The organism is Chromobacterium subtsugae (assembly GCF_001676875.1).
Classification (GTDB): Bacteria; Pseudomonadota; Gammaproteobacteria; order Burkholderiales; family Chromobacteriaceae; genus Chromobacterium; species Chromobacterium subtsugae.
This window is the reverse complement of the sequence record NZ_JYKA01000005.1, coordinates 194,460-219,314: the sequence shown is the minus strand read 5'-3', so window position 1 is coordinate 219,314 and position 24,855 is coordinate 194,460. Positions and strand designations below refer to the sequence as shown.

Here is a 24,855-nt window from a genome sequence, read left to right as displayed (position 1 = left end):
GGAGCCGCCATGCTCTCCCGCACTATCGCGCTGCTGCTGTTCAGCTTGGCCGCCTGGTCCGCCCCCGCTCCCGCGCTTACCATTTATACCGAAGACTGGCCGCCCATCACCTTCCAGCGCAATGGCGTGGCTGACGGCATGGCGGTGGAGGTGGTGCGGGAAATCCAATCCCGCATTCATGACAACAGCCAGATCGAAGTGGTGCCCTGGGCGCGCGGCTACAAGGAACTGCTGACTAATCCTGGCGTGATGCTGTTCACCGTCGGCCGCAACGAAGCGCGGGAGAGGCAGATGTCGCTGCTGGGGCCGATAGCGGTGTCGCAAACGGTTTTGCTGGCGCGCAAGGGCGAAGCGGCGAAACTGCTGGCGCTGGGAGCCGGCATTTACCAGCGCCCGGTCGGCGCCTATCGCGGCAGCATCTTCGCCGATGCCGCATCCGCGGCTGGCTTTGTGGAAGTTGACTTGGCGCCGACGCCGCAGGTGACGGCGCAGAAGTTGCTGCTGGGCCGCTACGATATGTGGGTGGAGGGCGGCTTCGTGGTGTCTTCGGTATTGAAGGACATCCATCAGCCGTCGGACTCGGTGGAGTTGGTGCGCGTGCTGGAATCGCTTGAGCTCTACCTGGCGTTTTCCCGCGGCACTCCGGCCGACGAAGTCAAACGCTGGCAGGACGGCTTTACCGCCATCAAGAAGGACGGCGCCTACAAGCGCATCTACAACAAGTGGCTGCCGCGCGATGCCGCGCCCATGGACGTCAGGCTGATAGGCGTGCCGCCCGGGCCGGTCCGCTAGGCGCCGGCCTCGCTTTCCAGCCAGCGGCAAAACGCCGACACGGTGGGGTCTTCCGCCGCCATGCGCGGCACCACCCAGCAATAATCGCGTACGGTCACCACCGGCTCTGGCAAAGGCGATACCAGAAAGCCGGCGTCTATCTGCGCCTGCCCCATCGGCATCGGCCCCAGCACCACGCCCAGCCCATCGGTAGCCGCCTGCAAAGCCAATGAGAACTTGTCGAAATGCATGCTGCTGGCCGGCTTCAACTCCGGCACGCCGGCCAGCGTCAACCAGCGCGGCCAGGCGGTGGGCCGGGTATCGGCATGCAGCAGGGTGTGGGCGGTAAGGTCGGCCGGGCTGTGCAGCGGTATGCGCGCCAACAGCGCCGGGCTGCACAGCGGCAGTTCCCACTCTTTCAAAAAGGGTTTGGCGATATGGCCCGGCCAGTCTCCCGGGCCGCGGCGGATGGCCAGATCGAACGGCGCGTCCAGTCGGCTGATGTCGCGGTCCGATGTGGCCAGGTGCAGCTCCAGGTCGGGAAAGCGGGCGCGAAATCCGCCCAGCCTGGGCAGCAGCCAGTAGCTGGCGAAAGTGGGGGTGGAGTTGATGCTCAGCCGGCGCTGATTATTGGGCTGCAGCAGCTGCGAAGTGGCGTTGGCGATCAGGTCCAGGCCATCTTGCACCTGCACCAGGTAGCGCCAGCCGGCGTCGGTCAGCTTGACGCGGCCGCCGCTGCGCTCGAACAGCAAAATCCCCAGCCAGTCCTCCAGCTGCTTTATCTGTTTGCTCACAGCGCCATGGGTGACGAACAGCTCTCCGGCAGCGGCGGAAAAGCTCTCCAGTCGGGCTGCGGCTTCAAAAATCCGCAGGGAGTTCAATGGGGGGTATGTGCTCATGCTGTGATTTTAACTCACAATCCATGTTGCCATTACTCGTTTGTATGCAATCGTCTAAACGCGTAATCTTCAGTCACTACAAAGAGCATCATTCACTACGCCATCCGCGAGGAATGGTGCAAAATCGCCGGGTGAAGCTTGCCAGCCGCATGGCTTGCGGCGGCGAGCTTGCCAACAACCAAGCCAAGAAGGTCCCAAGTCATGCTACAAGCTTATCGTCAGCACGTTGCCGAGCGCGCAGCGCTGGGCATTCCGCCCCTGCCGCTGTCCGCGAAGCAGGTTGAAGAACTGGTCGAACTGCTGAAAAATCCGCCCAAAGGCGAAGAAAGCACCCTGGTCGACCTGATTACCCACCGCGTGCCGCCGGGCGTGGACGACGCTGCCAAGGTCAAGGCATCCTTCCTGGCTGCCGTCGCCGAAGGCAGCGTGCAGTCGCCGCTGGTTTCGCGCGAACTGGCCACCGAACTGCTCGGCACCATGCTGGGCGGCTACAACATCAAGCCGCTGATCGACCTGCTGGACGACGCCGCCGTCGCCAAGATCGCCGCCGCCGGCCTGAAGAAAACCCTGCTGATGTTCGACTCCTTCCACGACGTGAAGGAAAAAATGGACAAGGGCAATGCCGTGGCCAAGGAAGTGGTTGAGTCCTGGGCCAACGCCGAATGGTTCACCAGCCGTCCGGAAGTGGCCGAGAAGATCACAGTCACCGTATTCAAGGTGCCGGGCGAAACCAATACCGACGACCTGTCGCCGGCGCCGGACGCCTGGAGTCGTCCGGACATCCCGCTGCACTACCTGGCCATGCTGAAAAACCCGCGCCCGGACGCCAAGTTCGTGCCGGAAGAAGAGGGCAAGCGCGGCCCGATGCAGTTCATCGACGACCTGAAAGCCAAGGGCAACTTGGTGGCTTACGTCGGCGACGTGGTCGGCACCGGCTCCTCGCGCAAATCCGCCACCAACTCGGTGGTGTGGGCCACCGGCCAGGACATCCCTTACGTGCCGAACAAGCGCTTCGGCGGCGTCACCCTGGGCGGCAAGATCGCGCCGATCTTCTTCAACACCCAGGAAGACTCCGGCTCGCTGCCCATTGAAGTGGATGTGTCCAAGCTGGAAATGGGCGATGTGATCGACATCTACCCGTACAGCGGCAAGATCGAGAAGAACGGCGCGACCGTCGCCGAGTTCAAGCTGAAATCCGAAGTGATCCTGGATGAAGTGCGCGCCGGCGGCCGCATCAACCTGATCATCGGTCGCGGCCTGACCTCCAAGGCGCGCGAAGCGCTGGACCTGCCGGCTTCCACCGCCTTCCGCCTGCCCAAGTCGCCGGTTGATTCCGGCAAGGGCTTCACGCTGGGCCAGAAAATGGTCGGCCGCGCCTGTGGCCTGCCGGAAGGCAAGGGCGTGCGTCCGGGCACCTACTGCGAACCGAAGATGACCACCGTCGGCTCGCAGGACACCACCGGCCCGATGACCCGCGACGAGCTGAAGGACCTGGCCTGCCTGGGCTTCTCCGCCGACCTGGTGATGCAGTCGTTCTGCCACACCGCCGCTTACCCCAAGCCGGTGGACGTCAAGATGCACAAGGAGCTGCCGTCCTTCATCTCCACCCGCGGCGGCGTATCGCTGCGCCCGGGCGACGGCGTGATCCACAGCTGGCTGAACCGCCTGCTGCTGCCGGACACCGTCGGCACCGGCGGCGACAGCCACACCCGCTTCCCGATCGGCATTTCCTTCCCGGCCGGCTCCGGCCTGGTGGCCTTCGCCGCCGCCACCGGCGTGATGCCGCTGGACATGCCGGAATCGGTGCTGGTGCGCTTCAAGGGCAAGCTGCAGCCGGGCGTCACCCTGCGCGACCTGGTCAACGCCATTCCGCTGTACGCGATCAAGCAGGGCCTGCTGACCGTGGCCAAGGCCGGCAAGAAGAACATCTTCTCCGGCCGCATCCTGGAAATCGAAGGCCTGCCGGATCTGAAGGTCGAGCAAGCGTTCGAGCTGACCGACGCTTCCGCCGAGCGCTCCGCCGCCGGCTGCGCCGTGCACCTGAACAAAGAGCCTATCGTCGAGTACATGCGCTCCAACATCACCTTGATGAAAGCGATGATCGCCGATGGCTACCAGGACGCGCGCACGCTGGAGCGCCGCATCAAGGCGATGGAAGAGTGGATCGCCAAGGGCCAGCTGCTGAAGGCTGACGCCGACGCCGAATACGCGGCCGTGATCGAGATCGACCTGGCCGACGTGAAAGAGCCCATCGTCGCCTGCCCGAACGACCCGGACGACGTGAAGTTCATGTCCGAAGTGGCCGGCACCAAGATCGACGAAGTGTTCATCGGCTCGTGCATGACCAATATCGGCCACTTCCGCGCCGCCTCCAAGCTGCTGGAAGGCAAGGCCGACATCCCGGTGAAGCTGTGGGTGGCTCCGCCGACCAAGATGGACGCCAAGCAACTGACCGAAGAAGGCCACTACGGCGTGCTGGGCCGCGCCGGCGCCCGGATGGAAATGCCAGGCTGCTCGCTGTGCATGGGCAACCAGGCGCAGGTGCGCGAAGGCGCCACCGTGATGTCCACTTCCACCCGCAACTTCCCGAACCGTCTGGGCAAGAACTCCAACGTGTTCCTGGGCTCGGCCGAACTGGCGGCGATCTGCTCCAAGCTGGGCAAGATCCCGACGGTGGAGGAATATCAGGCCAATATCGGCATCATCAACGAGAAGGGCGCTGAAGTGTACCAGTACCTGAACTTCGACCAGATCGAAGAATATCAGGAACTGGCCGCCAGCAAAGCCTGATAGCCGAACCGATTGCCTTGGTGATCGCGCCGTCCGCCCGCAAGGGTGGGCGGCGTTTTTCATGGGCGCGCGCCTTGCCGAAAGCCTCTTGTCCCGGCAGGCATCCTTACGGCCAAGGCGCTGCGCAGGCGAGGGCGAAGAACTCCGTCCATCAGCCATAGTCCAAGCGAATCCCATCCGCATCGTCGCTGTTCCCCATTTCCACAGGAGCCGGTCATGCCCCTTAGCGCTGAAGACAGTTTACGCAAGTTCCCGCTGGCCTCCGGCCGGCAGGCCTGTTTCCACTCCTTGCCGGCATTGGCCGAACTGGGCGTCGGCGATGTCAGCCGCCTGCCGGTGTCGCTGCGCATCGTGCTCGAGTCGCTGCTGCGCAATCTGGATGGGCGGCGCATCACCGAGGAGCATGTGCGGCAACTGGCCAGCTGGCAGCCGCGGGCGGCGCGCAGCGAGGAGATCCCCTTCGTGGTGGCGCGCATTGTGCTGCAGGACTTCACCGGCGTGCCGCTGCTGTGCGATCTGGCGGCGATGCGCGGCGTGGCGGAACGCTTCGGCAAGCCGGCCAAGCTGATCGAACCCCTGGTGCCGGTGGACCTGGTGGTGGACCATTCGGTGCAGGTCGATCACTATCGCGAAGGCAATGCGCTGGATCTGAACATGCAGCTGGAGTTCCGCCGCAATGCCGAACGCTACCGCTTCATCAAATGGGGGATGCAGGCGTTCGAGACTTTCCGGGTGGTGCCGCCGGGCATCGGCATCGTGCATCAGGTGAATCTGGAATATCTGGCGCGCGGCGTGCTGCGCAAGGATGAGGTTTATTACCCGGATACGCTGGTGGGCACCGATTCGCATACCACCATGATCAACGCGCTGGGCGTGGTCGGCTGGGGCGTGGGCGGCATCGAGGCCGAGGCTGGCATGCTGGGGCAGCCGGTCTATCTGCTGACGCCGGACGTGGTGGGAGTGCATCTGACCGGCAGGCTGCGCGAGGGCGTTACCGCCACCGATCTGGTGCTGGCTGTGACGGAGAGGCTGCGCCAGGCGCAGGTGGTGGGCAAGTTCGTCGAATTCTTCGGCGCGGGCGCCGCCAGCCTGACGCTGCCGGACCGCGCCACGCTGGCCAATATGGCGCCGGAATACGGCGCCACCATGGGTTTCTTTCCGCCGGACGAACAAGCGGCGGCCTATCTCGCCGCCACCGGCCGCAGCGAGGAGGAGGTCGATGCCTTCCGCCGCTATTTTCAGGCGCAGGGCCTGTTCGGCATGCCGCAGGCCGGCGCGATCGACTACAGCCAGACGCTGGAATTGGATCTGGCCGGCATTGTGCCCAGCGTGGCAGGCCCGAAACGGCCGCAAGACCGCATCGCGCTGCCGGCGCTGAAGTCCCGCTTCCATGAGCTGCTGGCGCAGCCGGCGTCCAGCGGCGGTTACGGCAAGGCCGGCGCCGCGCCGGCGTCGGATGGCGCGCTGGGACATGGCGCGGTGCTGATCGCCGCCATCACCTCCTGCACCAACACCTCCAATCCCGGCGTGATGCTGGCGGCCGGCCTACTGGCGCAAAAGGCCGCCGCGCGCGGCCTGAAGGTGGCGCCGCGCATCAAGACCTCGCTGGCGCCGGGCTCGCGGGTGGTCACCGACTATCTGGACAAGGCCGGCCTGCTGCCGTCCTTGCAGCAGCTGGGTTTCCGGGTGGTGGCTTACGGCTGCACCACCTGCATCGGCAACTCCGGGCCGCTGGAGCCGGCGCTGGAGGCGGAAATCGCCGCCAAGGACCTGATCTGCGCCGCCGTGCTGTCCGGCAACCGCAATTTCGAGGCGCGCATCCATCCGGCTATCAAGGCCAATTTCCTGATGAGCCCGCCGCTGGTGGTGGCGTTCGCGCTGGCCGGCCGGGTGGACATCGACCTGGACAGCGAGCCCCTGGGCGTGGACAGCGCCGGCCGGCCGGTGTGGCTGCGCGAAATCTGGCCCAGCGGCCAGGAAGTGGCCGCCGCGCTGGCGCAGGCGACCGATCCGGCCACCTATCGCCGCCTGTACCAGGATTTTGTCGACAGCAATCCGCTGTGGAGCGGCATCGCCGCGCCGACCGGGCAGGTGTATGGCTGGGAGGATTCCAGCTATATCGCCGAGCCGCCGTTCTTCCAGGATTTTGCCCTGCAGCCGGCGGCGGTGCCCCAGGTGCAGGGCGCGCGGGCGCTGGCCATCTTCGGCGATTCGGTCACCACCGACCATATCAGTCCGGCCGGTTCGATCAAGGCAAGCTCCCCGGCCGGGCAATACCTGCAACAACGGGGCATCGCGCCCTTGGAATTCAACAGCTACGGCTCGCGCCGCGGCCACCACGAAGTGATGATGCGCGGCACCTTCGCCAATGTGCGCATCCGCAATCTGATGCTGCCGCTGGACGCCGACGGCAAGCCGGTGGAGGGCGGGTTGACGCTGAGCCAGCCGGATGGCGCGCAGCGCTTCCTCTACGATGCGGCGATGGAATACCAGCGGACCGGCACGCCAACACTGATCTTCGCCGGCGAGGAGTACGGCACCGGCTCCAGCCGCGACTGGGCAGCCAAGGGCACTCGATTACTGGGAGTGAAAGCGGTCATCGCCCGCAGCTTCGAGCGCATCCACCGCTCCAACCTGGTGGGCATGGGCGTGTTGCCGCTGCAATTCACCGGTTCCGACAGCGCGGCCGGCTTGAAAGGCGATGAAGTGTTCGACTTGAGCGGGCTGGAACAGGGCATCCAGCCGCGGCAAGCGGTGACGCTGACGGCGCGGAGTCCGGATGGGCAGACCCGGCAACTGTCGTTGCTGCTGCGCATCGACACCCCGGTGGAGGTGGAGTACTACCGCCATGGCGGCATTCTGCCCTATGTGTTGCGGCAGTTGCTGGGGGCGCGGTGAGCGTGTCCGCCTTGTCGCGGCGGCGCGATGCCGCGCACTCAACGCCGCGCCAGCGGCACGGTCAACAAGCGTTGATACTCTTTTCGCACGACGTCGTAGCATTCGCAGGTGCGTCGCTCCAGTCCGTCTCTATCCACAATGGTGATATGGCCGCGCGCATAGTGGATCAAGCCGGCTTTCTGCAGCTTGAGCGCGGCCTCGGTGACGCCCTCGCGGCGAACGCCCAGCATATTGGCGATCAGCTCCTGCGTCATGACCAGCTCATTGCCGGGCAGCCGATCCAGGCTCAGCAACAGCCAGCGGCATAACTGCTGATCCAGCGAATGGTGGCGATTGCATACGGCGGTTTGCCCCATCTGGGTGATCAGCGCCTGGGTATAGCGCAGCAGCAGGTGCATCATCGCCCCCGCTCGATTGAATTCGTCCTTCAAGATCTGGGCCTTCAACCGGTAGCCCGTGCCGGCGCTTTGCACCACCGCGCGGCTCGGCGTCGTCTCTCCGCCCATGAACAAGGCGATGCCGACAATGCCTTCATGGCCGACCACGGCGATTTCCGCAGAGGCGCCATCCTCCATCACGTAGAGCAGCGAGACAATGGCAGTGGTCGGGAAGTAAATGTGGCTTAGCGTGCAGCCGGGCTCATACAGCACCTTGCCCAATGGCATTTCCACCGGCTCCAGCTGCGGGGCCAGCCTTTGCCACTCGAGCTCTGGCAGGTCGGCGAGCACGCCATTGCGCCTGGGATCATCATTGCCGCTCATGTCTTCTCCAGTCTTCAAGCCATTTGAAAGCAAACCGCATTGCCGAAAGCGAGTCACAAGCGCGCGGGTTGGGGCAGGCCGTCATCGCCCTATCCATTGCGTTCTGCACCCAGGAGCAGCGATGTGCTTGAAATGACACAAGGCCTCAATATTCATCCCTATGTATGACAGCGTACAGATGGCGCGCGGCAAACGCGCCGATGCTAAAGCATAGCCAGCCCGGCGCTCAAATCCTCGGCAAGGAGTCCCGCCATGAATCCCATCACCTCGTTCATTGTCGCTGTTTTCTTTTTATCTGGCCTGCTGGCTTATGCGTCCAGCTATCTGCCGCTGGCCATTTTGCTTTGGGTATGCGCCGCGATCGTGGCGCAAGCCTTGCGCATGGCCAACACCTGGCAGAAATGCGTCGTGCTGCGCGCCGGCAAGCTGCGCGGCGTCAACGGACCCGGGCTGTTTCTGATCATCCCGGTCGTGGACCGCGTGGTGGCCACCATAGACGAAAGAATCCAGACCACCGCCTTCAATGCCGAGCAGGCGCTGACCCGCGACACGGTGCCGGTGAATGTGGATGCGATCATCTTCTGGCATGTGCATGATGCGCAGAAGGCGGCGCTGGCCATCACCGATTACACGCAGGCGATTGATAGAATCGCACAGACTTCCTTGCGTGAAATGATAGGCAGCTCGATGCTGGCCGTGCTGCTCAGCGACCGGCAAGGCACGGTCCAAGCGCTTTGCGCCAAGATCGCCGACAAAACGGCGGAGTGGGGCATCACCGTGCGCTCGGTGGAAATCCGTGACGTCGCCATCCCGGTGGCGCTGCAGGACGCCATGTCGCGCCAGGCGCAGGCCGAGCGGGAAAAACAGGCCCGGATCATCCTGGGCTCCGCCGAGGCTGAAATCGCCGGCAAGTTTGTCGAGGCGGCGAATATCTACGCGGAACATCCCGCCGCGCTGCAATTGCGGGCGATGAACATTATCTATGAAACCACCAAGGAGCGCGGCACCACGATTCTGATACCCAGCGCCATGGTGGATAGCCTGAATCCGCTGGCCGCCATCGGCAAAAAGGCTTCGCCCCGCCATGCCGCGGCAGCCGCCGTGGCCAATCACGCCAGTCCGCTGAAGATCGATTTGGCCAAAACAGGCGGCACCCGTTAAGAGACAAGCGGTTTAGCGCCGCTTGCCGAAGGAGGCGCCATGCAACTGAATTTACTTGATCTGCATTGGTGGGGAGCCGGCCTGGCGATGTTGGGGCTCACCCATGCCACCATCGCTTCGGTCACTATCTTTCTGCACCGCCACCAGGCGCACCAGTCCTTGCGGCTGCATCCGCTGGCCAGCCATTTTTTCCGTTTCTGGCTATGGCTGACCACAGGCATGATCACCCGGGAGTGGGTCGCCATTCATCGCAAGCACCATGCCGCCACCGATACCCTCGACGACCCTCACAGTCCGCAATGTCTCGGCATCTGGAGGGTGCTGCTGGAGGGCAGCGAGCTGTACCGCCGCGCGGCCGGCGACCAGGCGATGCTGGATCAGTATGGTGGCGGCACCCCGGATGACTGGCTGGAGCGCCGGCTGTACGCCCGCCATTCCCGCTTAGGCGTCAGCCTGATGCTGGTGATCGACCTGCTGTTGTTCGGCCCCGTCGGTCTCAGCGTTTGGGCGGCGCAGATGCTGTGGATTCCCATTTTCGCGGCCGGCGTCATCAACGGAGTCGGCCACTATTGGGGCTATCGCTCATTTGCCACCAACGATTCCTCTCGCAACATCTTGCCATTGGGGCTGCTGATAGGGGGCGAAGAGCTGCATAACAATCATCACGCCTATGCCACGTCCGCCAAGTTGTCCATCCGCTGGTGGGAATTTGATGTCGGCTGGCTGTACATCCGCTTGCTCGCCTGCCTGGGCTTGGCCATGGTGCGCCAGCCGCTGGCGCCTCTGCGCCTGAATCCGCGCAAACTCCATTGCGACGAAGGAACGTTGAGCGCGGTGATCGCCCATCGTTATCTGGTATTGTCCCGATTCGACCACGCCTTGCGGCGGGTAGCGGCGGCGGAATTGCGCCGGCTTCGCTTTCGCCTGGAGGCGCTGCAACCTGCCGCAGGCGTCGAGGCCATCCGCCGATGGCTGCGCCACGCCGCGCGCGAGCCGCTGCCGGATTGCGAACTTTTGGAGCGGACACTGCCGCTCAGCATGGCGCTGAATACCATCTATACCATGAGAGCCGAGCTGGCATCATTGTGGGAGCGATCCGCCAATTCGACAGAGCAGTTGTCCGGTCAATTGGAAGACTGGTGCAAGCGCGCGGAAAACAGCGGGATTGATGGATTGTCGGAGTTTTCGCGGCAATTGCGAAAATATGATTTCTAGGCAGCGTCCCACCGGCCGCAGGATGCCAAGGAGACAGTATGAACGACAGCCGCCTTCTCCACGATTCGCACGAAGCGCCAAAAGCATGGCATGCGCTTGCCGCGGAACACTGGCTGGCGCCGTGGATAAGCCTTGCCGGCCCAGGATATGGCCAGACCGCCGATGCGGTGGATTCCGCATGGTCCAACACTTTCGATCAGATGCTGCATGCCCAGATGTCGCGCGCCACGCTGGGCATTTCCCCAGCCAGCCTCGCGCTGGCTTTTTACGATTGGGCGACACACTTCGCCATATCGCCTGGAAAATGGGCGCACCTGGCGGAGAACGGCACTGGCAAGTGGGCCAAGCTTACGCATTATCTGCCGCGCGCTTGCCTCGACTCGGCTTGCGCGCCCTGCATCGCGCCTCATGAGCAGGACAAGCGCTTCAGCGACGAGGCCTGGCAGCGCTGGCCGTTCAACTTGTATTCGCAAGCCTTTTTGCTGCAGCAGCAATGGTGGCTCAACGCCACCACCAGCATCCGCGGCGTATCCCCCCATCATGAGCAGGTGGTGTCCTTCGTGGCGCGCCAGTTGCTGGACATGATTTCCCCGGTGAATTTTCTGGCCACCAATCCTCTGGTGCAAGAGGCCACTTTTCTCGAGGGGGGACAAAATCTGCTGCGCGGCTGGCGCAACCTCCAGGAGGATTGGGAGCGCCGCAGGGCAGGGCTGCCGCCATGCGGCGCGGAGCAGTTCATTCCCGGCGAAACGGTGGCTGCCACGCCCGGCAAGGTTGTCTTCCGCAACCACCTGATGGAATTGATCCAGTACTCGCCCTGCACGCCGCGGGTGAGGACGCAGCCCGTGCTGTTCATCCCCGCCTGGATCATGAAGTACTACATCCTGGACCTATCGCCGCGCAATTCCCTGGTGCGTTATCTGGTAGGGAAAGGCTACACCGTATTCATGATCTCCTGGCGCAATCCCGGAGCGGAAGACCGCAATCTGGGGATGGACGACTACCTGCGCCTCGGCATATTGGATGCGCTGGACGTCATCGGCCGAATCCTGCCTGATTGCCGGGTCAACGCCATCGGCTACTGCCTTGGCGGCACCTTGCTGGCCATCACCGCAGCTTACCTGGCGCGCGAGAACCATTCCGTCATCCAATCGATCACGCTGCTGGCGGCGCAAGTCGACTTCACCGAGGCCGGCGAATTGACGTTGTTCATCGACGAAAGCCAGATCGCCTTTCTGGAAGACATCATGTGGGACCATGGCTACCTGGACGCCAAGCAAATGGCCAGCGCCTTTCAGTTGCTGCGCTCCAATGATCTGATTTGGTCGCAGATGGTGCAGGAGTATCTGCTGGGCAAGCGCGAGCCGCTGACGGACCTGATGGCCTGGAATGCCGACAGCACGCGCATGCCGTGCCGCATGCACAGCGAATACCTGCGGCGACTGTTTCTCGACAATGATTTGTTTGAAGGGCGCTATCAGGTAGATGGCCGGCCGGTGGTGCTGCACGACATCCGGGCGCCGGTGTTCGTGGTGGCCACGGAAAAAGACCACGTCGCGCCCTGGCGTTCCGTTCACAAGATCAAGTTGGCATTGGATACCGACAGCCAGTTTCTCCTCGCCAGCGGCGGACACAATGCAGGCATTGTGAGCGAGCCGGGCCATCCCGGCAGGTATTTTCGCTTGTCGGCCTGCCGCAGCGAAGACCGCTATATCGACCCGGACACGTGGCTGCAAACAACCGCTCCGCAAAATGGGTCATGGTGGGAGGCGTGGGAGGAATGGTTAGGCAAACAGTCGGGCACGCTGTCGGCGGTGCCCGCGCTGGGTTGCGCGCAATATCCACCGCTAGAACCGGCGCCGGGACGCTATGTGCTGGAGCGTTAAAAAGCCCGGCGTCGGCAGCCTAGTTTTGCATGTCGGGCAGGGCAGGGGGCGGCGAGTTCAGCCGCCGCGGCGGGTGCGGTCCTGGGCCAGTCGTTCGTGCTCTTCGTCGCAGGGCTGCCAGCCTGCCTGCTTCAGCGCCTGATAAAGATGCTGGTAGGTTTCCGCTTCGTATTGCGGCGAGCAGCGATTGTCGGTGCGGGGTTGCCAGTTCACCCGATGTTTCCAGTTTTCCACATAGCGCGGCATCGCGTCGCCGTGATACTCGCCGCAGGTATGCGCGACTTCATGGCGCAGGTCGCGGGTGGCGGCGAATTTCGCAATGCGGATATGCGCCCATTGCATGTCCTGGTCGAAGCTGGTGCAGCCTTGCATGAAAGCGCCAATGACCCATATCCAGCGCGTCATGCCGCAGGCTTGGTGGATATCGCTGATCGAGGCGATATCGGCGGTAACCTTCAGCTTGGGAAAATCTTTTATCCGATTTTCCATCTGCGTGTTGCCGAATGGATTGATGCTGTTGCTGGTTTCCTGTGCTGCGGCGTCGGCGGATATCAGCAAAAAGGCAATAGCGAGGGCAAAGCGTTTTGGCAGACGATTTGCGTGTCTGTCGGTGAAGTGAAAATACAAGTCTTGCCGCCTGAAAAAACGCGTTGTCCGTCAGTTGCATGCAAACCTGAGAAAAAACGCAAAAGCCGCGGATTGTACTTTTCACATCAGCATCATTCAAGATGGAAACTTGGTGAAATGGCAAGGCTGTATGATAGAGGCGCAAATATGCAATTCATGCTGACGGTGTAATTTTGCGAAAAATTTTATGCGGATGACCTCCCAACTCGGTTTCCATTATGTTGGCAAGAGTTGGCTTGACCCGCATTTATCGCCTCATTTAACGCCGCCATGGAGTTTTACCGCCAGCAGGTAGGGGAGAGGCAGAGCATGGATATTGCTACGCCGGAGGTTTCGCAATGATTCCGGCATCGGCTGTCGCTCAGTTACTGGTTGCCGTGTTTGTTTGATCGGCGATTATCGCTGTGCTCATGTTCGTTTTGCTGGATGACTTGAGGCCGTATTTTCGGCGGCTGCTGCGACGGATTTTCTATCAAGGGTAGCGTTTGCTTGTGGATTATGGAAAATTCTATTGACTACCATTACAATACACTTACCCCAAGACGAGGCTCTTACATGACCATTTCCATATCTGTTCCAGATCAATATGAAATTGCTTGTGTCATAATTGAGGCAAAAGACCTCTTGATTGGGTTGATTTCCGAAGAGAAATTTACAGCTTCAATATGTAATAACATTTCCGCCTTTGGCCTGCCTTCTTGGTTTATTTCATCAGTTTTGGAATGTAATGGTCTTTTTTGCTCGGAACGTTGTGGTGGTGGTTTTGCCTATTTTATCTGCGATGACTTTAAGCGCGTTTTAAATTCCACGCTCTGTGGCCGCAGCCTAACTTCTTTAAGCCCGGATGATGCGCTTTCTATCGCAAGCAGATATGAAGAATGGTTGCCATCTATTACGGGCTGGCATATTGCTGCATCTAATAGTCGACGTCTATCTCGGTGAACCTCTGGCAGGTTTCTATAGACCTTCCAGCCCCCCGACAGGGCCGCTAGGGACCCGCCCCGGACGGTTTGTGTCCGGGGAAGGGGTAGCGGGACTAGGCCGCGTTTTTGCGGCCATAGCAGGGCGCAGACCTATTCTATTGATGAAGCAAAAAGCCGCCTGAAGGCGGCTTATCTTTGCGTATGGTATTACGTTATTTTTTATCACCAGTCGGGGTCTTGAGCACCCAATGGGTTTCTTTATTTGGGGTCGGTGGCATTACATTTCCGATACCGATTGATCGAGTTTCTTTCGTGTTTCCAACCGGATGCCATACGCCACCTTGAGGGCATTTTTCACCAGTTCTTGCCTTTGTACCTGCGGGAAGAGTCATTGTTAAATCCTTTTAATTAGCCATACACCACCATTGATGCGGCTGGACTGGATGATATAGACGTTATTTTTTAGTTTCAATTCCAGATAGGCCTGTCCGTTAATGAATTATTTTATCGCTTTATATTCTGCACTCTCGTTTATCCATTTCCTCGCTTGCTCCACTTGAACACTTCTTAACATCTTTTTCTTTGATGGTGCTATTCAGCTCCATGGTTGACCTGTAGTAGTCGCGCTGGTGACGTATTTCCGCGCATGATGGGGTGAGTCTTGTTGGTTGGTAGCTGATGACTGGCACCCGCTGGATGGTCGGTGCGGGCAGGGCTAATGATGGCGGGCTGGCCAACGAAGCCTCGCCACGGTCCCATGCGTTCCCGGTCACGCTCGTATTCTTCGTGCAGTTGCCTTATCGTCGCTGGTGAACATCACAACACTGCCAGTTCCATTGGTCCATGCAAAATTCGTCCTAGGGCTGAACACTCGTCGTTTCATTGCATGGGCTCCGCAAATTATTGAGCCCCGGCGGGCGGGGCTCTTTGTTGTTGCGGGTGCAGTTTTCGTCGTTTTTATCCGTATCGTCAATTTGACATAATATAGATTATGCGAACCATCAGAATCAGAAAATTCTACAAGCGTCTGACCCGTAGACTGATCCAAAAGCGCTTGTTCCACATGCCACGTAGAGCCGCTGCCAGCATCAAGCGCACCCTTCACACGCTGAATGATATTACCAAGCTCAGACCAGTCGCCATGCGCGTGAAGGCCAACTAGCTGCTGCATCACGCCGTAGTATTGCGTGACCAAGTGCTTAGCCTTCGCCTCCAATGCCGAGTCGCGCGACGGCTGCTCAGCCATGATGCGGCCGGCCTGCTGGCACAAGAAGTAATCCGAGAACCGAACATACGGCGTCATCTGCCAAATCTGGAAAAACCGGCCGGCAGCGACGGCGCTCCAAGCCAGAAACTGCGCCGGGCGCTTGCCTGGCCTCAGCTGTACTTCCACGCGCACCCAGTCAAGCGCGTCCAGGCGCTGAAGCTGCTTGCCTTTCTCGTAGGCGCGCAGCATGTGGACATCGCCGGAGCCCAGATACGTAGTGCAGCCCTTTCCCGTCCCACAATCGGAAATCTCTCGATACGCCGGCTTCTGGCCGCCGCGACCGCCTATATGCCAATCCGAGAACTGCTGATCGAGAAACGACTTCACCTCGCGATAACAGTCCGGGTATTGCAGATCAAGCGCCACATCAGCACGCGAAAGGCGAAACTGCTCAGCACCGAAGATGCGGCACAGGATGCCGGCAGCAAGCGCCGACAGTGGCCCGGAGCGATCAAACATCATCGTGCCGCGCTGGCTGTCGCCGCCCCAGAACACCTCGAACACCGGATCATCAAGGCAAAATTCCTGTAGGTGCACCGAGACGCCGCGTTGATAGCCGAATTTGGCCTTGCGTGGCGTCAGGTGAAGTCGATGAAGGGTCAGCTGCTCTTGAACGCTGTCGCTGTCCAGGGAGTCGGCAATCAGGGTCAAATAGTCCAATTTGAGGGGCAGCGGCTGGCCGCCAGAATCGAGAGACTGGCAGCGAATGGCGGCGGCGTGCCAGTGGTCAACATCGAGGCGCTCAGACTGAGCGATGGACGCACAAGACGCTTGAAGCGCCTTGAATGGCTGGTATAATTCAGGCATGGGCTTAACCGGTCTCGACGGTTGAGTTCAAGAACGCCCGGCCATGCTTCCAACATGCCGGGCTTTCGCTTTTTCAGCCGTGCGCAACGCTTCCAACGTTGGGCAGGCCTAAAACACTTTGCATATTAATCCCTAAAAGGGAATGAATTCAAGGCGGACGAAACACACCCGCAACAAAAGGCAGGGAAATTCAGGGCCGAGACGCGCCCGTCTCGGAGCCTTGGAGGGGGGTTGACCCCCGTGTTACAGGACGGGGGTCAGCTAGTGACGCTGCGCGATACGCTGCCCACCGCTGCGCCCTGCTACGGCCGCAAAAGCGCGGCCTAGCCCCGCTACCCCTTCCCCGGACAAACAACGTCCGGGGCGGGTCCCTAGCGGCCCTTCGGGGGGGCTGGTGAGGCTTGGCATACGCCGAGAGGTTTTTGAAGGTCTGCAGGAAAGGCAGCGGCTGAGGTTCTACTGTGACCGAGCTGGAGTGACTGGCCGGCGCCGAGTCACCGCAGCTCAGTCACTGTGACCGCCCGGGGAGGAGCCGCACCAGGTCAGTCACGGTGACGGACCTGGTACGAGTCATGCCGGCACAGTCACAGTGACTAGACGATCGCCAACGATCCAGGATCTGTCACACGACGACGACGGCTGACGCGCTGGCGGCACGCCATCGTGGCCAGACGCGCCCTACCCTCAACCTCGCGACCACAGCCACACTCGCAGACCCGGACATCATCCGGAGAGCGGAGCGACAACACGCCGCGCGCCAGCATCCGAGCCATATCCACCGGAACGCCATTGCCAACAGCGCGATAGCGAGCGGAGAGCGTGAAGGAAGGCAGGTCAATACCATCATGCAGCCCCTGCAACTGGCAAAAGCGGAGCCAATCACGCCGCCCCAACTGCGAACCCTCGCTGGCAGTGCAGCACGGCTCGACATCAGCACGCGCCTGCTGGCGCTGGACGGTCAGAATCAAACCAGCACGATGGCCAAACTGGAAATGCCGGAGGCGATTCTGCTGCAAACCGCACTCGGAAGCGTTGATGTCAATGCGCTGGTGGCTGTAACCGTCGATGCGCATGTCTGGAACGCCGGAGACGTTTTCCATAAGCCACCAGAGCGGCGAGGCGGCCACAACACAGCGGCGGAACTCCTCCAGCATCTCCAGGCCGTAGCCTGTCGGCTCGCCTCGCTGAGCGCGGCTGAAATCTGGACATGGCGGACCGCCAATGACGCCATCGAAACGGCCAGACACAGGATGAAAACTACGGATATCACCACCGTAGATAACGTCAGGCCCTCGAACAACGCAGAAACCCTCAGCCTCAAAACCGCGGCCAAACAGGTCAATGCCCGGAAACAAGCTCAGAATCAACTGTGACGACATGAAGCAGGCTCCACCAGGTGAGTCACAAAAGAAGTGTGACTCACCTGGCGTGACTTGTCCAGGACGAGTCACGGCCGGCCAGTCACAGTCAACGAAAAATCCGTCGCAGCAGACGCCGAAAAAACGGCCTCAAATGCTGAAGCAAAACAAACATGAGCACCGAGATAATCGCCGAGCAAACCGCCACGGCAACAAGCAACTGAGCAATCGACGATGCGGGAATCATTGCGAAGCATCCTGAGTGGCAACGTCCATGCTCTGCCTCTCCCCTACCTGCTGGCGGTAAAACTCCATGGCGGCGTTGAATGAGGCGATATAGGCGAGAACCTGCATACCGTTGGCCTGAAAACCACTCGCCTTCAAATGGCCAATGGCCTGACTTAAGGTAATCGTCGGCTGATTGTTCATGTCAATTTCCTTTTCGTTGATCAATGCGAGGGAAAATGTTCGAACTGGACATAGCCAGCACTTCGGGACGGGCTGGCTTTTGGCGAGCAATGGCAGCAGGAGCAGAGGCGTTTTGCCGAGAGGCCATAATCTGTCTGTCCTGCATTTCCCCTTTGTCCATATACGGGTCAAACCAGCCTTTGTCGACATAATAGCGACAGCGGTAATCATCCATCTGAATCAAACCGCCCTGCTGGTTGTAGCAAGAGCATTTCGAATTACTGGCAACGCACGCCGTGACCTTTGGGAAAGTTTTAGGCGTGGTCAATTCGTCGTAAGCGGGAGCGGATTCAGGAATGCCGTCCACGCGAGGCTGACGATCCTGTAGAAACGTTTGAGCCGTTTTGATAATGCGCTGATTCGAGTTGCCGCCCTGCCCTGCATTTTGTGACTGTTGAGGCGAAGGCGTTTGAGAGACTGGCTGTGAAGCATTGGTTTTATTCTGGAGGCGCTCAGCCTCTTCGCGAGGCTTGGCAATCATGTTGTGATAGAGATACCAGACAGACGCGGCAATCAGGAAAACCACCGCAATCAACCACATAATCATTTGCTTCAGGCGCAGAGGCATTTGGAATTTATGCGTATGCGCCTCTGCGGACTTGTACCACGAATATACCTCTTTCGGAAAAACAAACGTCCTGCGATCAAGGCAGGCCTTTTGCGCGCTCTTGGAGTTCGGATTCTCTTGACATCCCTCTTGCCACGTCAAAACCGTGGAGCGTTCCGCGCCGAATTGCCGAACCAAATGAATATGCGTACCCACCAAGCGGCGGATGAATGAATCCAGCAGACCGGGATGCTGAGTAATAAGAACGATGTCGATGCCCAAATGCCGGTGCGTTGAAAACTTCTCGATGTGCTCCGGTGTGTCTTTGCCGGATTTGCGAACCGGGAACGAGAACTGGCATTCATCCATCACGAAAATAGCGCCGGGCGGGAGATGCATCCATTTAGTCGGGTCAGGAAATTCTATCCACTGCAACAAATCCAATCCCGTTTTGCTGAGCGGAATATTGTTGTAGTAGACCTGTCGAGACTCGTTGTCGGATTTCTTGCGCAGCCAATCCAGCGTATACAACGATTTGCCGGAGCCGGGAACCGCCGTGACCAAGTAAATCATTTGGAACCTCCAAATCCGCTGAATTTCGTTGTAACAAAATTGCCGGCACTGTCCACACCATCCAACGTCATGCGGATGGCGAATGCGCTCAGAATGATTGAGAACGCGATGCCGAGCCCGGACATGCCCAATATATTCAATGCGTCAGCTGGAAGGCCCGTGGCAACGGACTGAATAGCGCTCTTCACTTTGGAGAGAATGGCATTAGCGCCGAGAAACGAGATGGCACCAATACCTAGCGCGGTAATGATGCGGGCGATCACTGAATACAGCAACGCATTCACGACGCCCCACAATAAGGGAACGAGCCAAACCGGCATGAGATTACCCTCCTCGCTTAAATATGATGAATAAGGCCGATAGCATGGCGATGGCGATAATCCCCGGCTTCATCATCAAAACGAAATGGCAGAACGGGCCGTAATCGATATCCCATGTGAAATTAGAATCCCCAACCGGAACGACCAAATGATTGACCGCCGGGCAGCTGCCACCGCCAAACATGTCGGACGTGTCCAGCATCCCGGAAACATCCCCGCCCGATTGCGTCGTCAATTTGTCGGAGCCGTCCGGGCCGGAGAGGCCCGCGCCGAGCCCGCAAATCCACTTCAGACCATCCGGGAATTTGTCGTCGCAGGTCTCAGGCTGCGGAGCGGAGCTATCAGGCGGTTTGGAGCCATCGCCGGGTTTGCCACCATTGGAGCCCGTAGAGCCGGAGGAGCCAGACGAGCCGCTGGAACCACTGGAGCCGGACGAACTGCCAGAATGGCCAGACGACGAGCCCGTGCCGGCCGGGCTGGATGGCGTGGGATTGGACGGCGAGCCCATGCAGATCGTGCTACCTCCCTGAGAGACGGAGTATTGACCGCTGGGGCATGGCGTAGACGAGTCATGCGGGTCAATGCAGGCAATGGGCTTGCCAGTCGTCGGGCTGATGAGCGCGACCGAACCCTGAGGGCATGAGTCGGGAGACGTAGTCTCAGGGGGCTGAGTGCCCGGTTTTTGAGCGTTGTCCACACACGTGGGCGTGCCGTTTATTTCCCCGTAAACCTGATTATTGCCGCAGACCTGATTCGTCGGCGGCGTGGGGACGAACCCGCCCGGATTCGAGACGCCACCGCCCGGCGTACACGCGGCACCGTTATAGACGTGGTCCATATAGGAGGCGGTAGGCGTGACGACCGTTTGCGTCGTCATGGAGCAGCCGGCGCCACAGCGCTGCATATCGGGACTGCCGCCGCCCGTATCGCAGCCCGGCCCGCTGGTAGGCGTGATCATGCCGGACTTCTGGTGCGTCCCTTTAATCGCCATGCAGGTGATGGCCATGACATCCGGGGAGGGACATTGCGGCGGAGGCGGCGGGCCAGCTTTGTGGCACTGCCCGTTCGCGTCCAGGCTGTCGTCAGAATCGCAGCTGTAGGACGTGGACGGAAACAAACTGACACCGCCAAAAATGCAGCTGTAGCCGGACCACACACCGCCCTGACCATTTAACAGCGTATTGGCGCAGGCAGCAGCGACGGCATCCATAGAGCCGAACGTCTGGCCATACCACGTATAGGTGACATGGGCAGGATAGGTGGAATCGGCGCGCGCACTACCGGAACAAAATCCAAGAAGCACCGCACAAAGCCAAAATAATGAAGTAGCCCGCCACATTGCACTCCCCTAAAAAAACGAGGGGCGCGGACGCCCCTCTAATCAGCAGGTAGATGCCCAGGCGTTAGCCGCGGCCGATAGCACCCTTGATCATGCCCCACAGCGCCATCACAGCCTGGACGCCCGACTTGGCATTGCCGATCAGCGCGATGGCTACACCACCGGCGACGATGGCGGCCACGACCGTGGACACGTCCGGCGCGCCAGTGCCGTCAGCGAAGGCGGCCAGCGGAGCAGCGGCCAGCGCGAAAACGGCGTGCTTCACATTGATGCGGGGGGCGAACTTCTTGGCAACGGAACGGAATTTCATGATGACTCTCCAGATGGTGAAGAAATGGAATTACCTATCACACGCCATAACCATGCCGCACCCCACAAACCAATGATGGCAACCGAAATAGCGCTGCCCTCTGCAATGGAAAGCGGGCGAAACGGCGACTGCAAACTGGCCACCTCTTGAGGCGTGAGCAAGAGATAACCCTGACACGACTGGGAACTGTCAGCCGTGAAAGCCAACGAGCCATCAGCAGAAACAAATACACACTGAGCCATGGCGAGACCTCAAACACGCCAGTTATTGCACTGCACGCGGGGGCGGAGCCCCTACGCCGTGCAGTGCCAATAACTGGCTGTGATCGCTGCTATCATTCGATAGCAATGAAAACGTTGGAGACGGTACGGCGGATAACCACTTCACCCGTTTCCTTGTCGCGGCTCTCGAACGGCTTGTTCGTGTAGCCAGAGCACTGGCACAGATGGCGAACATCATCGCCTACCTGACCGAGCGACTTCTTGGAACGGACTTCCACGATGCCGGGCATGCTGTATTCGTCTGCAGCAGGCTGGATGATGGTGGTGAAGATGTAGCCGTTATGAGAACGGCGCTCTTTGATGCGGCCCAGGACTACGCACTGATTCGGACCAAGAGCCTGTTTTTGCGGGGCGGGAGCAGCGGCAACTTCGGACATTTGGGAACCTTTCGACCTAGTGGATAGACAGAAAATATTCCCTATTGGGGAATAGTCGAATGATAGACTATTCCCTATTGGGGATTACAATATGCCAAAAAGGACAGTAGACAATGAAAACGTTCTTTGAATACGTACAGGAAATCAAGAAAAAACAAGGAGTTGAGAGCGATTATGCAGTAGCAAAACTACTGCTTATCGACCCTACAAAAATAGGATATATGCTCGAAGGAAAACGAAATCCCCCACCAGCAACAGGATACATAATCGCAGACCTACTAGGACAGGACCATCGCGAGGTATGTACTTGTTTAGCATACGAACAAACCAAGGACGAAGCACAGCGGGAGTACCTGAAGAGCGTTTTTTTTCGGTATTCGCAGCGCGTTGCCGCTTTGTTCCTAGCGATTACGATAGGCGCAGGCGCAACAATATCCGAAAAGTCTATGGCGTCTAATTTATACCATTCGGATATGACAAAATCACAGATTATGCGAACTTATAGATGCTTGCCGCCTCAACGCGCCCGCGCCGATTAAAGCCGTGCCCGCCCCCATCTCGCAGCATATACGGCACTTCCGCTCCCAGGCATTCTCAGGGAAGCAAACAGCCCCGGCATGCCGGGGCTGTTTTGGGCGTATCGGGAGTCAGTCTCCGGCGCGCTCTGCCAAGCGCTGCGCCAACTGAGCCAAGGTCATGTCTGGATAATGCTTGCGCAGCAACTGGCTCAGTTCCTGCTCGAACCGTTGCCAGGGCGACTGGCTGTCGACAGCGCTTTCCACTGTCTGGCCTATCATCCCGGCGGCCACGGTGCCATTGCTCAGCCGATCGATCAGAATCAGGCTGCCGCTGCCGCGGCAACTGCGGTAGGAGTCGAAAACCGCGAGGCTATTGAGGGAAATGCGGCACAGACCTATCTCGTTCAGCGCCAGCGCCTCGGCCGGGCCGTTTTGCAGCGTATTGACATCGGTGCGGTGCAGGATCGACTCAATGCGGCCAGTCACGTATTTGCCGGCCAGTTTGAAACCATACTCCTTGCCCGGCCGTAGCGGTGTTTCGCCCATGGCTACCAGATGCGCGTCGAAACTCTGCGATACATGAGGCGCCGCCTCGTCGGCCCTTACCAGCATGTCGCCGCGCGAGATATCGATCTCATCCTCCAGGGTCAGCGTGATCGCCTGGCCCGACGAGGCTCTCGGCAATTGGCCGCCGTAAGTGACGATTTCCTTCACCCGGCTTTGCTTGCCGGAAGGCAGCGCCACGACGCGGTCGCCGGGGTGGATGCTGCCAGACGCCACCGTGCCGCAGAAGCCGCGGAAGTCCAGATTGGGCCGGTTGACATACTGCACCGGCAGCCGGAACGCATCCAGCGCCACATCATGGCTGACCTGGATGGTTTCCAACAGGTGCATCAGGGTCGGCCCCTGGTACCAGGGAGCGGCCTCGCTGCGGCTGACCACATTGTCGCCGCGCAGCGCGGACAGCGGCACGAAATGGATGTCGGGAATGTCCAGGTGTTCGGCAAAAGTCAGGTAGTCGTCGCGGATGCGGTTGAACACGCTTTCGTCGTAATCCACCAGGTCCATCTTGTTGACCGCGACGATGACGTGGCGGATGCCCAGCAAGCTGACGATGTAACTGTGGCGGCGGGTCTGCGTCTGCACGCCGCGCCGCGCGTCGATCAGAATGATGGCCAGGTTGCTGGTGGATGCGCCGGTGGCCATATTGCGGGTGTACTGCTCGTGGCCCGGGCAATCGGCGATGATGAATTTGCGCTTGTCGGTGCTGAAATAGCGGTAGGCGACATCGATGGTGATGCCCTGCTCGCGCTCCGCCTGCAGGCCGTCGACCAGCAGCGCTAGATCGATGTTCTGATCGGTGGTGTTGTATTTTTTGGAATCGCGCTCTATCGCTGCCAACTGGTCTTCGAAGATCAGCTTGGAATCGTGCAGCAAGCGCCCTATCAGCGTGGACTTGCCATCATCCACGCTGCCACAGGTGATGAAGCGCAGCATGTCCTTGTTTTCATGCTGGCGCAGGTATTCCAGGATGTCCCCGGAAATCAGTTCGGATTGATGCGACATCAGAAATACCCTTCCATTTTCTTCTTTTCCATCGAGCCGGCGCTGTCATGGTCGATCAGCCGGCCCTGCCGCTCTGAAGTGCGCGTCAGCAGCATTTCCTGTATCACTTCGGGCAAGGAGGCGGCGGCGGACTCCACCGCCCCGGTCAGCGGGTAGCAACCCAGGGTGCGGAAGCGCACCTTGCGGGTTTCGATGCGAGCTTTTTCTTCCGGCGTCAGATATTCGAGAATGCGATCATCGTCGATCATGATCAGCATGCCGTCTCGCTCCACCACCGGCCGCTCGGCGGCGAAATACAGCGGCACGATCTCGATGTTTTCCAGGTAGATGTATTGCCAGATGTCCAGCTCGGTCCAGTTGGACAGCGGGAACACGCGGATGCTCTCGCCCTTATCTATCTTGCCGTTGTAGATGTTCCACAATTCAGGCCGCTGGTTTTTCGGGTCCCAGCGGTGGTTCTTGTCGCGAAAAGAGTAAACGCGCTCCTTGGCGCGGCTTTTTTCCTCGTCGCGGCGCGCGCCGCCGAAGGCCGCGTCGAACTTGTGCTTGTTCAGCGCCTGCTTCAGGCCTTCGGTCTTCATCACGTCGGTGTGCTTGGCGCTACCGGCGGTGAAGGGATTGATGCCTGCGTCCACGCCGTCCTGATTGACATGGATGATCAGATCCCAGCCGTTTTCCTTGGCCTGCTTGTCGCGCAGCGCGATCATGTCGCGGAATTTCCAGGTGGTGTCCACGTGCATCAGCGGGAACGGCGGCTTGCCCGGATAGAAAGCTTTCTTGGCTAGATGCAGCATCACCGCCGAATCCTTGCCGATGGAGTAAAGCATCACCGGGTTTTCGAATTCCGCCGCCACCTCGCGGATGATGTGGATGGACTCGGCTTCCAGTTGTTGCAGGTGAGTCAGCCTTGCTTGATCGATATCCATGCTTGCAGCCTGTTCTTTGATGGACTCAATCTACCGGAAACATCCGGGGACGTTCAAAACCGATTGGATATATCAATATAAACTTAGCAAATCTTAAAATATGAAATCGAAGAATAAACGTTTCCGCCAGCAAGCCGCCTGGCAAGCGGTGTAACATGAAAAAAAGCCGGCAAGAGGCTCAAGTTGCCGCCAAACCGGCCGATAGCGATTCAAAGAACTTTACCAAAACAACGACAGCAGCACCCGTCCGTGATGACAGCTTGGCAG

Annotated in this window: 21 protein-coding genes; 8 read left to right on the top strand and 13 right to left on the bottom strand. The window is 59.8% G+C overall.

Annotated elements, in window-relative coordinates; all coding sequences use genetic code 11:
• Positions 1-9: 9 nt before the first annotated feature.
• Positions 10-792, top strand: a complete 783-nt coding sequence (locus MY55_RS08655; protein ID WP_052257909.1) for a substrate-binding periplasmic protein — start codon at positions 10-12, stop codon at positions 790-792.
• Here the strand turns inward: MY55_RS08655 and gcvA are convergent.
• Positions 789-1,670: a transcriptional regulator GcvA gene (gene gcvA, locus MY55_RS08650; protein ID WP_043572176.1), complete on the bottom strand. Its 882-nt coding sequence runs from the start codon at positions 1,668-1,670 to the stop codon at positions 789-791. The two genes, MY55_RS08655 and gcvA, sit on opposite strands and share 4 nt — an antisense overlap.
• A gap of 201 nt (positions 1,671-1,871) precedes the next feature.
• On the opposite strand from gcvA, the gene acnB reads away from it, so the two are divergent.
• Both acnB and acnA read left to right on the top strand, forming a co-directional pair.
• Positions 1,872-4,460, top strand: a complete 2,589-nt coding sequence (gene acnB, locus MY55_RS08645) for a bifunctional aconitate hydratase 2/2-methylisocitrate dehydratase (RefSeq protein ID WP_065202268.1) — start codon at positions 1,872-1,874, stop codon at positions 4,458-4,460.
• A 216-nt stretch (positions 4,461-4,676) separates the two neighbouring features.
• On the top strand, positions 4,677-7,358 hold the full coding sequence (gene acnA, locus MY55_RS08640) for an aconitate hydratase AcnA (RefSeq protein WP_065202267.1): 2,682 nt from the start codon (positions 4,677-4,679) through the stop codon (positions 7,356-7,358).
• Between the two features lie 38 nt (positions 7,359-7,396).
• Here the strand turns inward: acnA and MY55_RS08635 are convergent, their stop codons facing one another.
• On the bottom strand, positions 7,397-8,119 hold the full coding sequence (locus MY55_RS08635; protein ID WP_043572167.1) for a Crp/Fnr family transcriptional regulator: 723 nt from the start codon (positions 8,117-8,119) through the stop codon (positions 7,397-7,399).
• Between the two features lie 252 nt (positions 8,120-8,371).
• Between MY55_RS08635 and MY55_RS08630 the strand changes: the two genes are divergently transcribed.
• Genes MY55_RS08630 through MY55_RS08620 form a run of 3 tightly spaced genes read left to right on the top strand, consistent with a single transcriptional unit; the run spans position 8,372 to position 12,381 of the window.
• On the top strand, positions 8,372-9,280 hold the full coding sequence (locus MY55_RS08630; RefSeq protein WP_080509418.1) for a slipin family protein: 909 nt from the start codon (positions 8,372-8,374) through the stop codon (positions 9,278-9,280).
• Positions 9,281-9,319: 39 nt separating this feature from the next.
• Positions 9,320-10,495: a DesA family fatty acid desaturase gene (locus MY55_RS08625; protein ID WP_043572165.1), complete on the top strand. Its 1,176-nt coding sequence runs from the start codon at positions 9,320-9,322 to the stop codon at positions 10,493-10,495.
• Between the two features lie 38 nt (positions 10,496-10,533).
• Positions 10,534-12,381, top strand: coding sequence for a PHA/PHB synthase family protein (locus MY55_RS08620; protein WP_081284655.1), 1,848 nt, complete (start codon positions 10,534-10,536; stop codon positions 12,379-12,381).
• A gap of 57 nt (positions 12,382-12,438) precedes the next feature.
• Here the strand turns inward: MY55_RS08620 and MY55_RS08615 are convergent, their stop codons facing one another.
• The gene (locus tag MY55_RS08615; RefSeq protein WP_152681552.1) at positions 12,439-13,008 is read right to left on the bottom strand and encodes a hypothetical protein; all 570 of its coding nucleotides are present in this window, start codon (positions 13,006-13,008) and stop codon (positions 12,439-12,441) included.
• Positions 13,009-13,563: 555 nt separating this feature from the next.
• Between MY55_RS08615 and MY55_RS23400 the strand changes: the two genes are divergently transcribed.
• Complete coding sequence (locus MY55_RS23400; protein ID WP_155419439.1) at positions 13,564-13,950, top strand: hypothetical protein; 387 nt, start codon at positions 13,564-13,566, stop codon at positions 13,948-13,950.
• 750 nt (positions 13,951-14,700) lie between these two features.
• Here the strand turns inward: MY55_RS23400 and MY55_RS08610 are convergent.
• The 8 genes from MY55_RS08610 to MY55_RS08575 form a co-directional block, all read right to left on the bottom strand.
• Positions 14,701-16,005 (bottom strand): replication initiation factor domain-containing protein, encoded by a 1,305-nt coding sequence (locus MY55_RS08610; protein WP_065202266.1) that lies wholly within the window; start codon positions 16,003-16,005, stop codon positions 14,701-14,703.
• A gap of 593 nt (positions 16,006-16,598) precedes the next feature.
• Positions 16,599-17,384, bottom strand: coding sequence for a DNA cytosine methyltransferase (locus MY55_RS24600; protein ID WP_081284653.1), 786 nt, complete (start codon positions 17,382-17,384; stop codon positions 16,599-16,601).
• Between the two features lie 222 nt (positions 17,385-17,606).
• Positions 17,607-17,792, bottom strand: a complete 186-nt coding sequence (locus MY55_RS08600) for a hypothetical protein (protein ID WP_065202264.1) — start codon at positions 17,790-17,792, stop codon at positions 17,607-17,609.
• A 1-nt stretch (position 17,793) separates the two neighbouring features.
• On the bottom strand, positions 17,794-18,951 hold the full coding sequence (locus MY55_RS08595) for a zonular occludens toxin domain-containing protein (protein ID WP_065202263.1): 1,158 nt from the start codon (positions 18,949-18,951) through the stop codon (positions 17,794-17,796).
• Entirely contained in the window at positions 18,948-19,271 is a 324-nt protein-coding gene (locus tag MY55_RS08590; RefSeq protein WP_065202262.1) for a DUF2523 domain-containing protein, read from the bottom strand. Before MY55_RS08590 ends, MY55_RS08595 begins: the two co-directional genes overlap by 4 nt.
• 4 nt (positions 19,272-19,275) lie before the next feature.
• Complete coding sequence (locus MY55_RS23395) at positions 19,276-20,610, bottom strand: virulence factor TspB C-terminal domain-related protein (protein WP_157889280.1); 1,335 nt, start codon at positions 20,608-20,610, stop codon at positions 19,276-19,278.
• Between the two features lie 64 nt (positions 20,611-20,674).
• Positions 20,675-20,920 carry a major capsid protein gene (locus MY55_RS08580; protein WP_065202260.1) on the bottom strand — a complete coding sequence of 82 codons (246 nt, stop codon included), beginning with the start codon at positions 20,918-20,920 and terminating at the stop codon, positions 20,675-20,677.
• Positions 20,921-21,254: 334 nt separating this feature from the next.
• A complete protein-coding gene (locus MY55_RS08575) occupies positions 21,255-21,578 on the bottom strand; it encodes a hypothetical protein (protein WP_065202259.1) in 324 nt (107 codons plus the stop codon).
• Between the two features lie 113 nt (positions 21,579-21,691).
• Between MY55_RS08575 and MY55_RS23390 the strand changes: the two genes are divergently transcribed.
• Entirely contained in the window at positions 21,692-22,117 is a 426-nt protein-coding gene (locus tag MY55_RS23390) for a hypothetical protein (protein WP_157889279.1), read from the top strand.
• A 108-nt stretch (positions 22,118-22,225) separates the two neighbouring features.
• On the opposite strand, the gene cysN is transcribed toward MY55_RS23390, so the two are convergent.
• The gene (gene cysN, locus MY55_RS08570; RefSeq protein ID WP_043572160.1) at positions 22,226-23,662 is read right to left on the bottom strand and encodes a sulfate adenylyltransferase subunit CysN; all 1,437 of its coding nucleotides are present in this window, start codon (positions 23,660-23,662) and stop codon (positions 22,226-22,228) included.
• Positions 23,662-24,588, bottom strand: a complete 927-nt coding sequence (cysD, locus tag MY55_RS08565) for a sulfate adenylyltransferase subunit CysD (RefSeq protein ID WP_043572157.1) — start codon at positions 24,586-24,588, stop codon at positions 23,662-23,664. The genes cysN and cysD overlap by 1 nt, the downstream gene beginning before the upstream one ends.
• Positions 24,589-24,855: the final 267 nt, after the last annotated feature.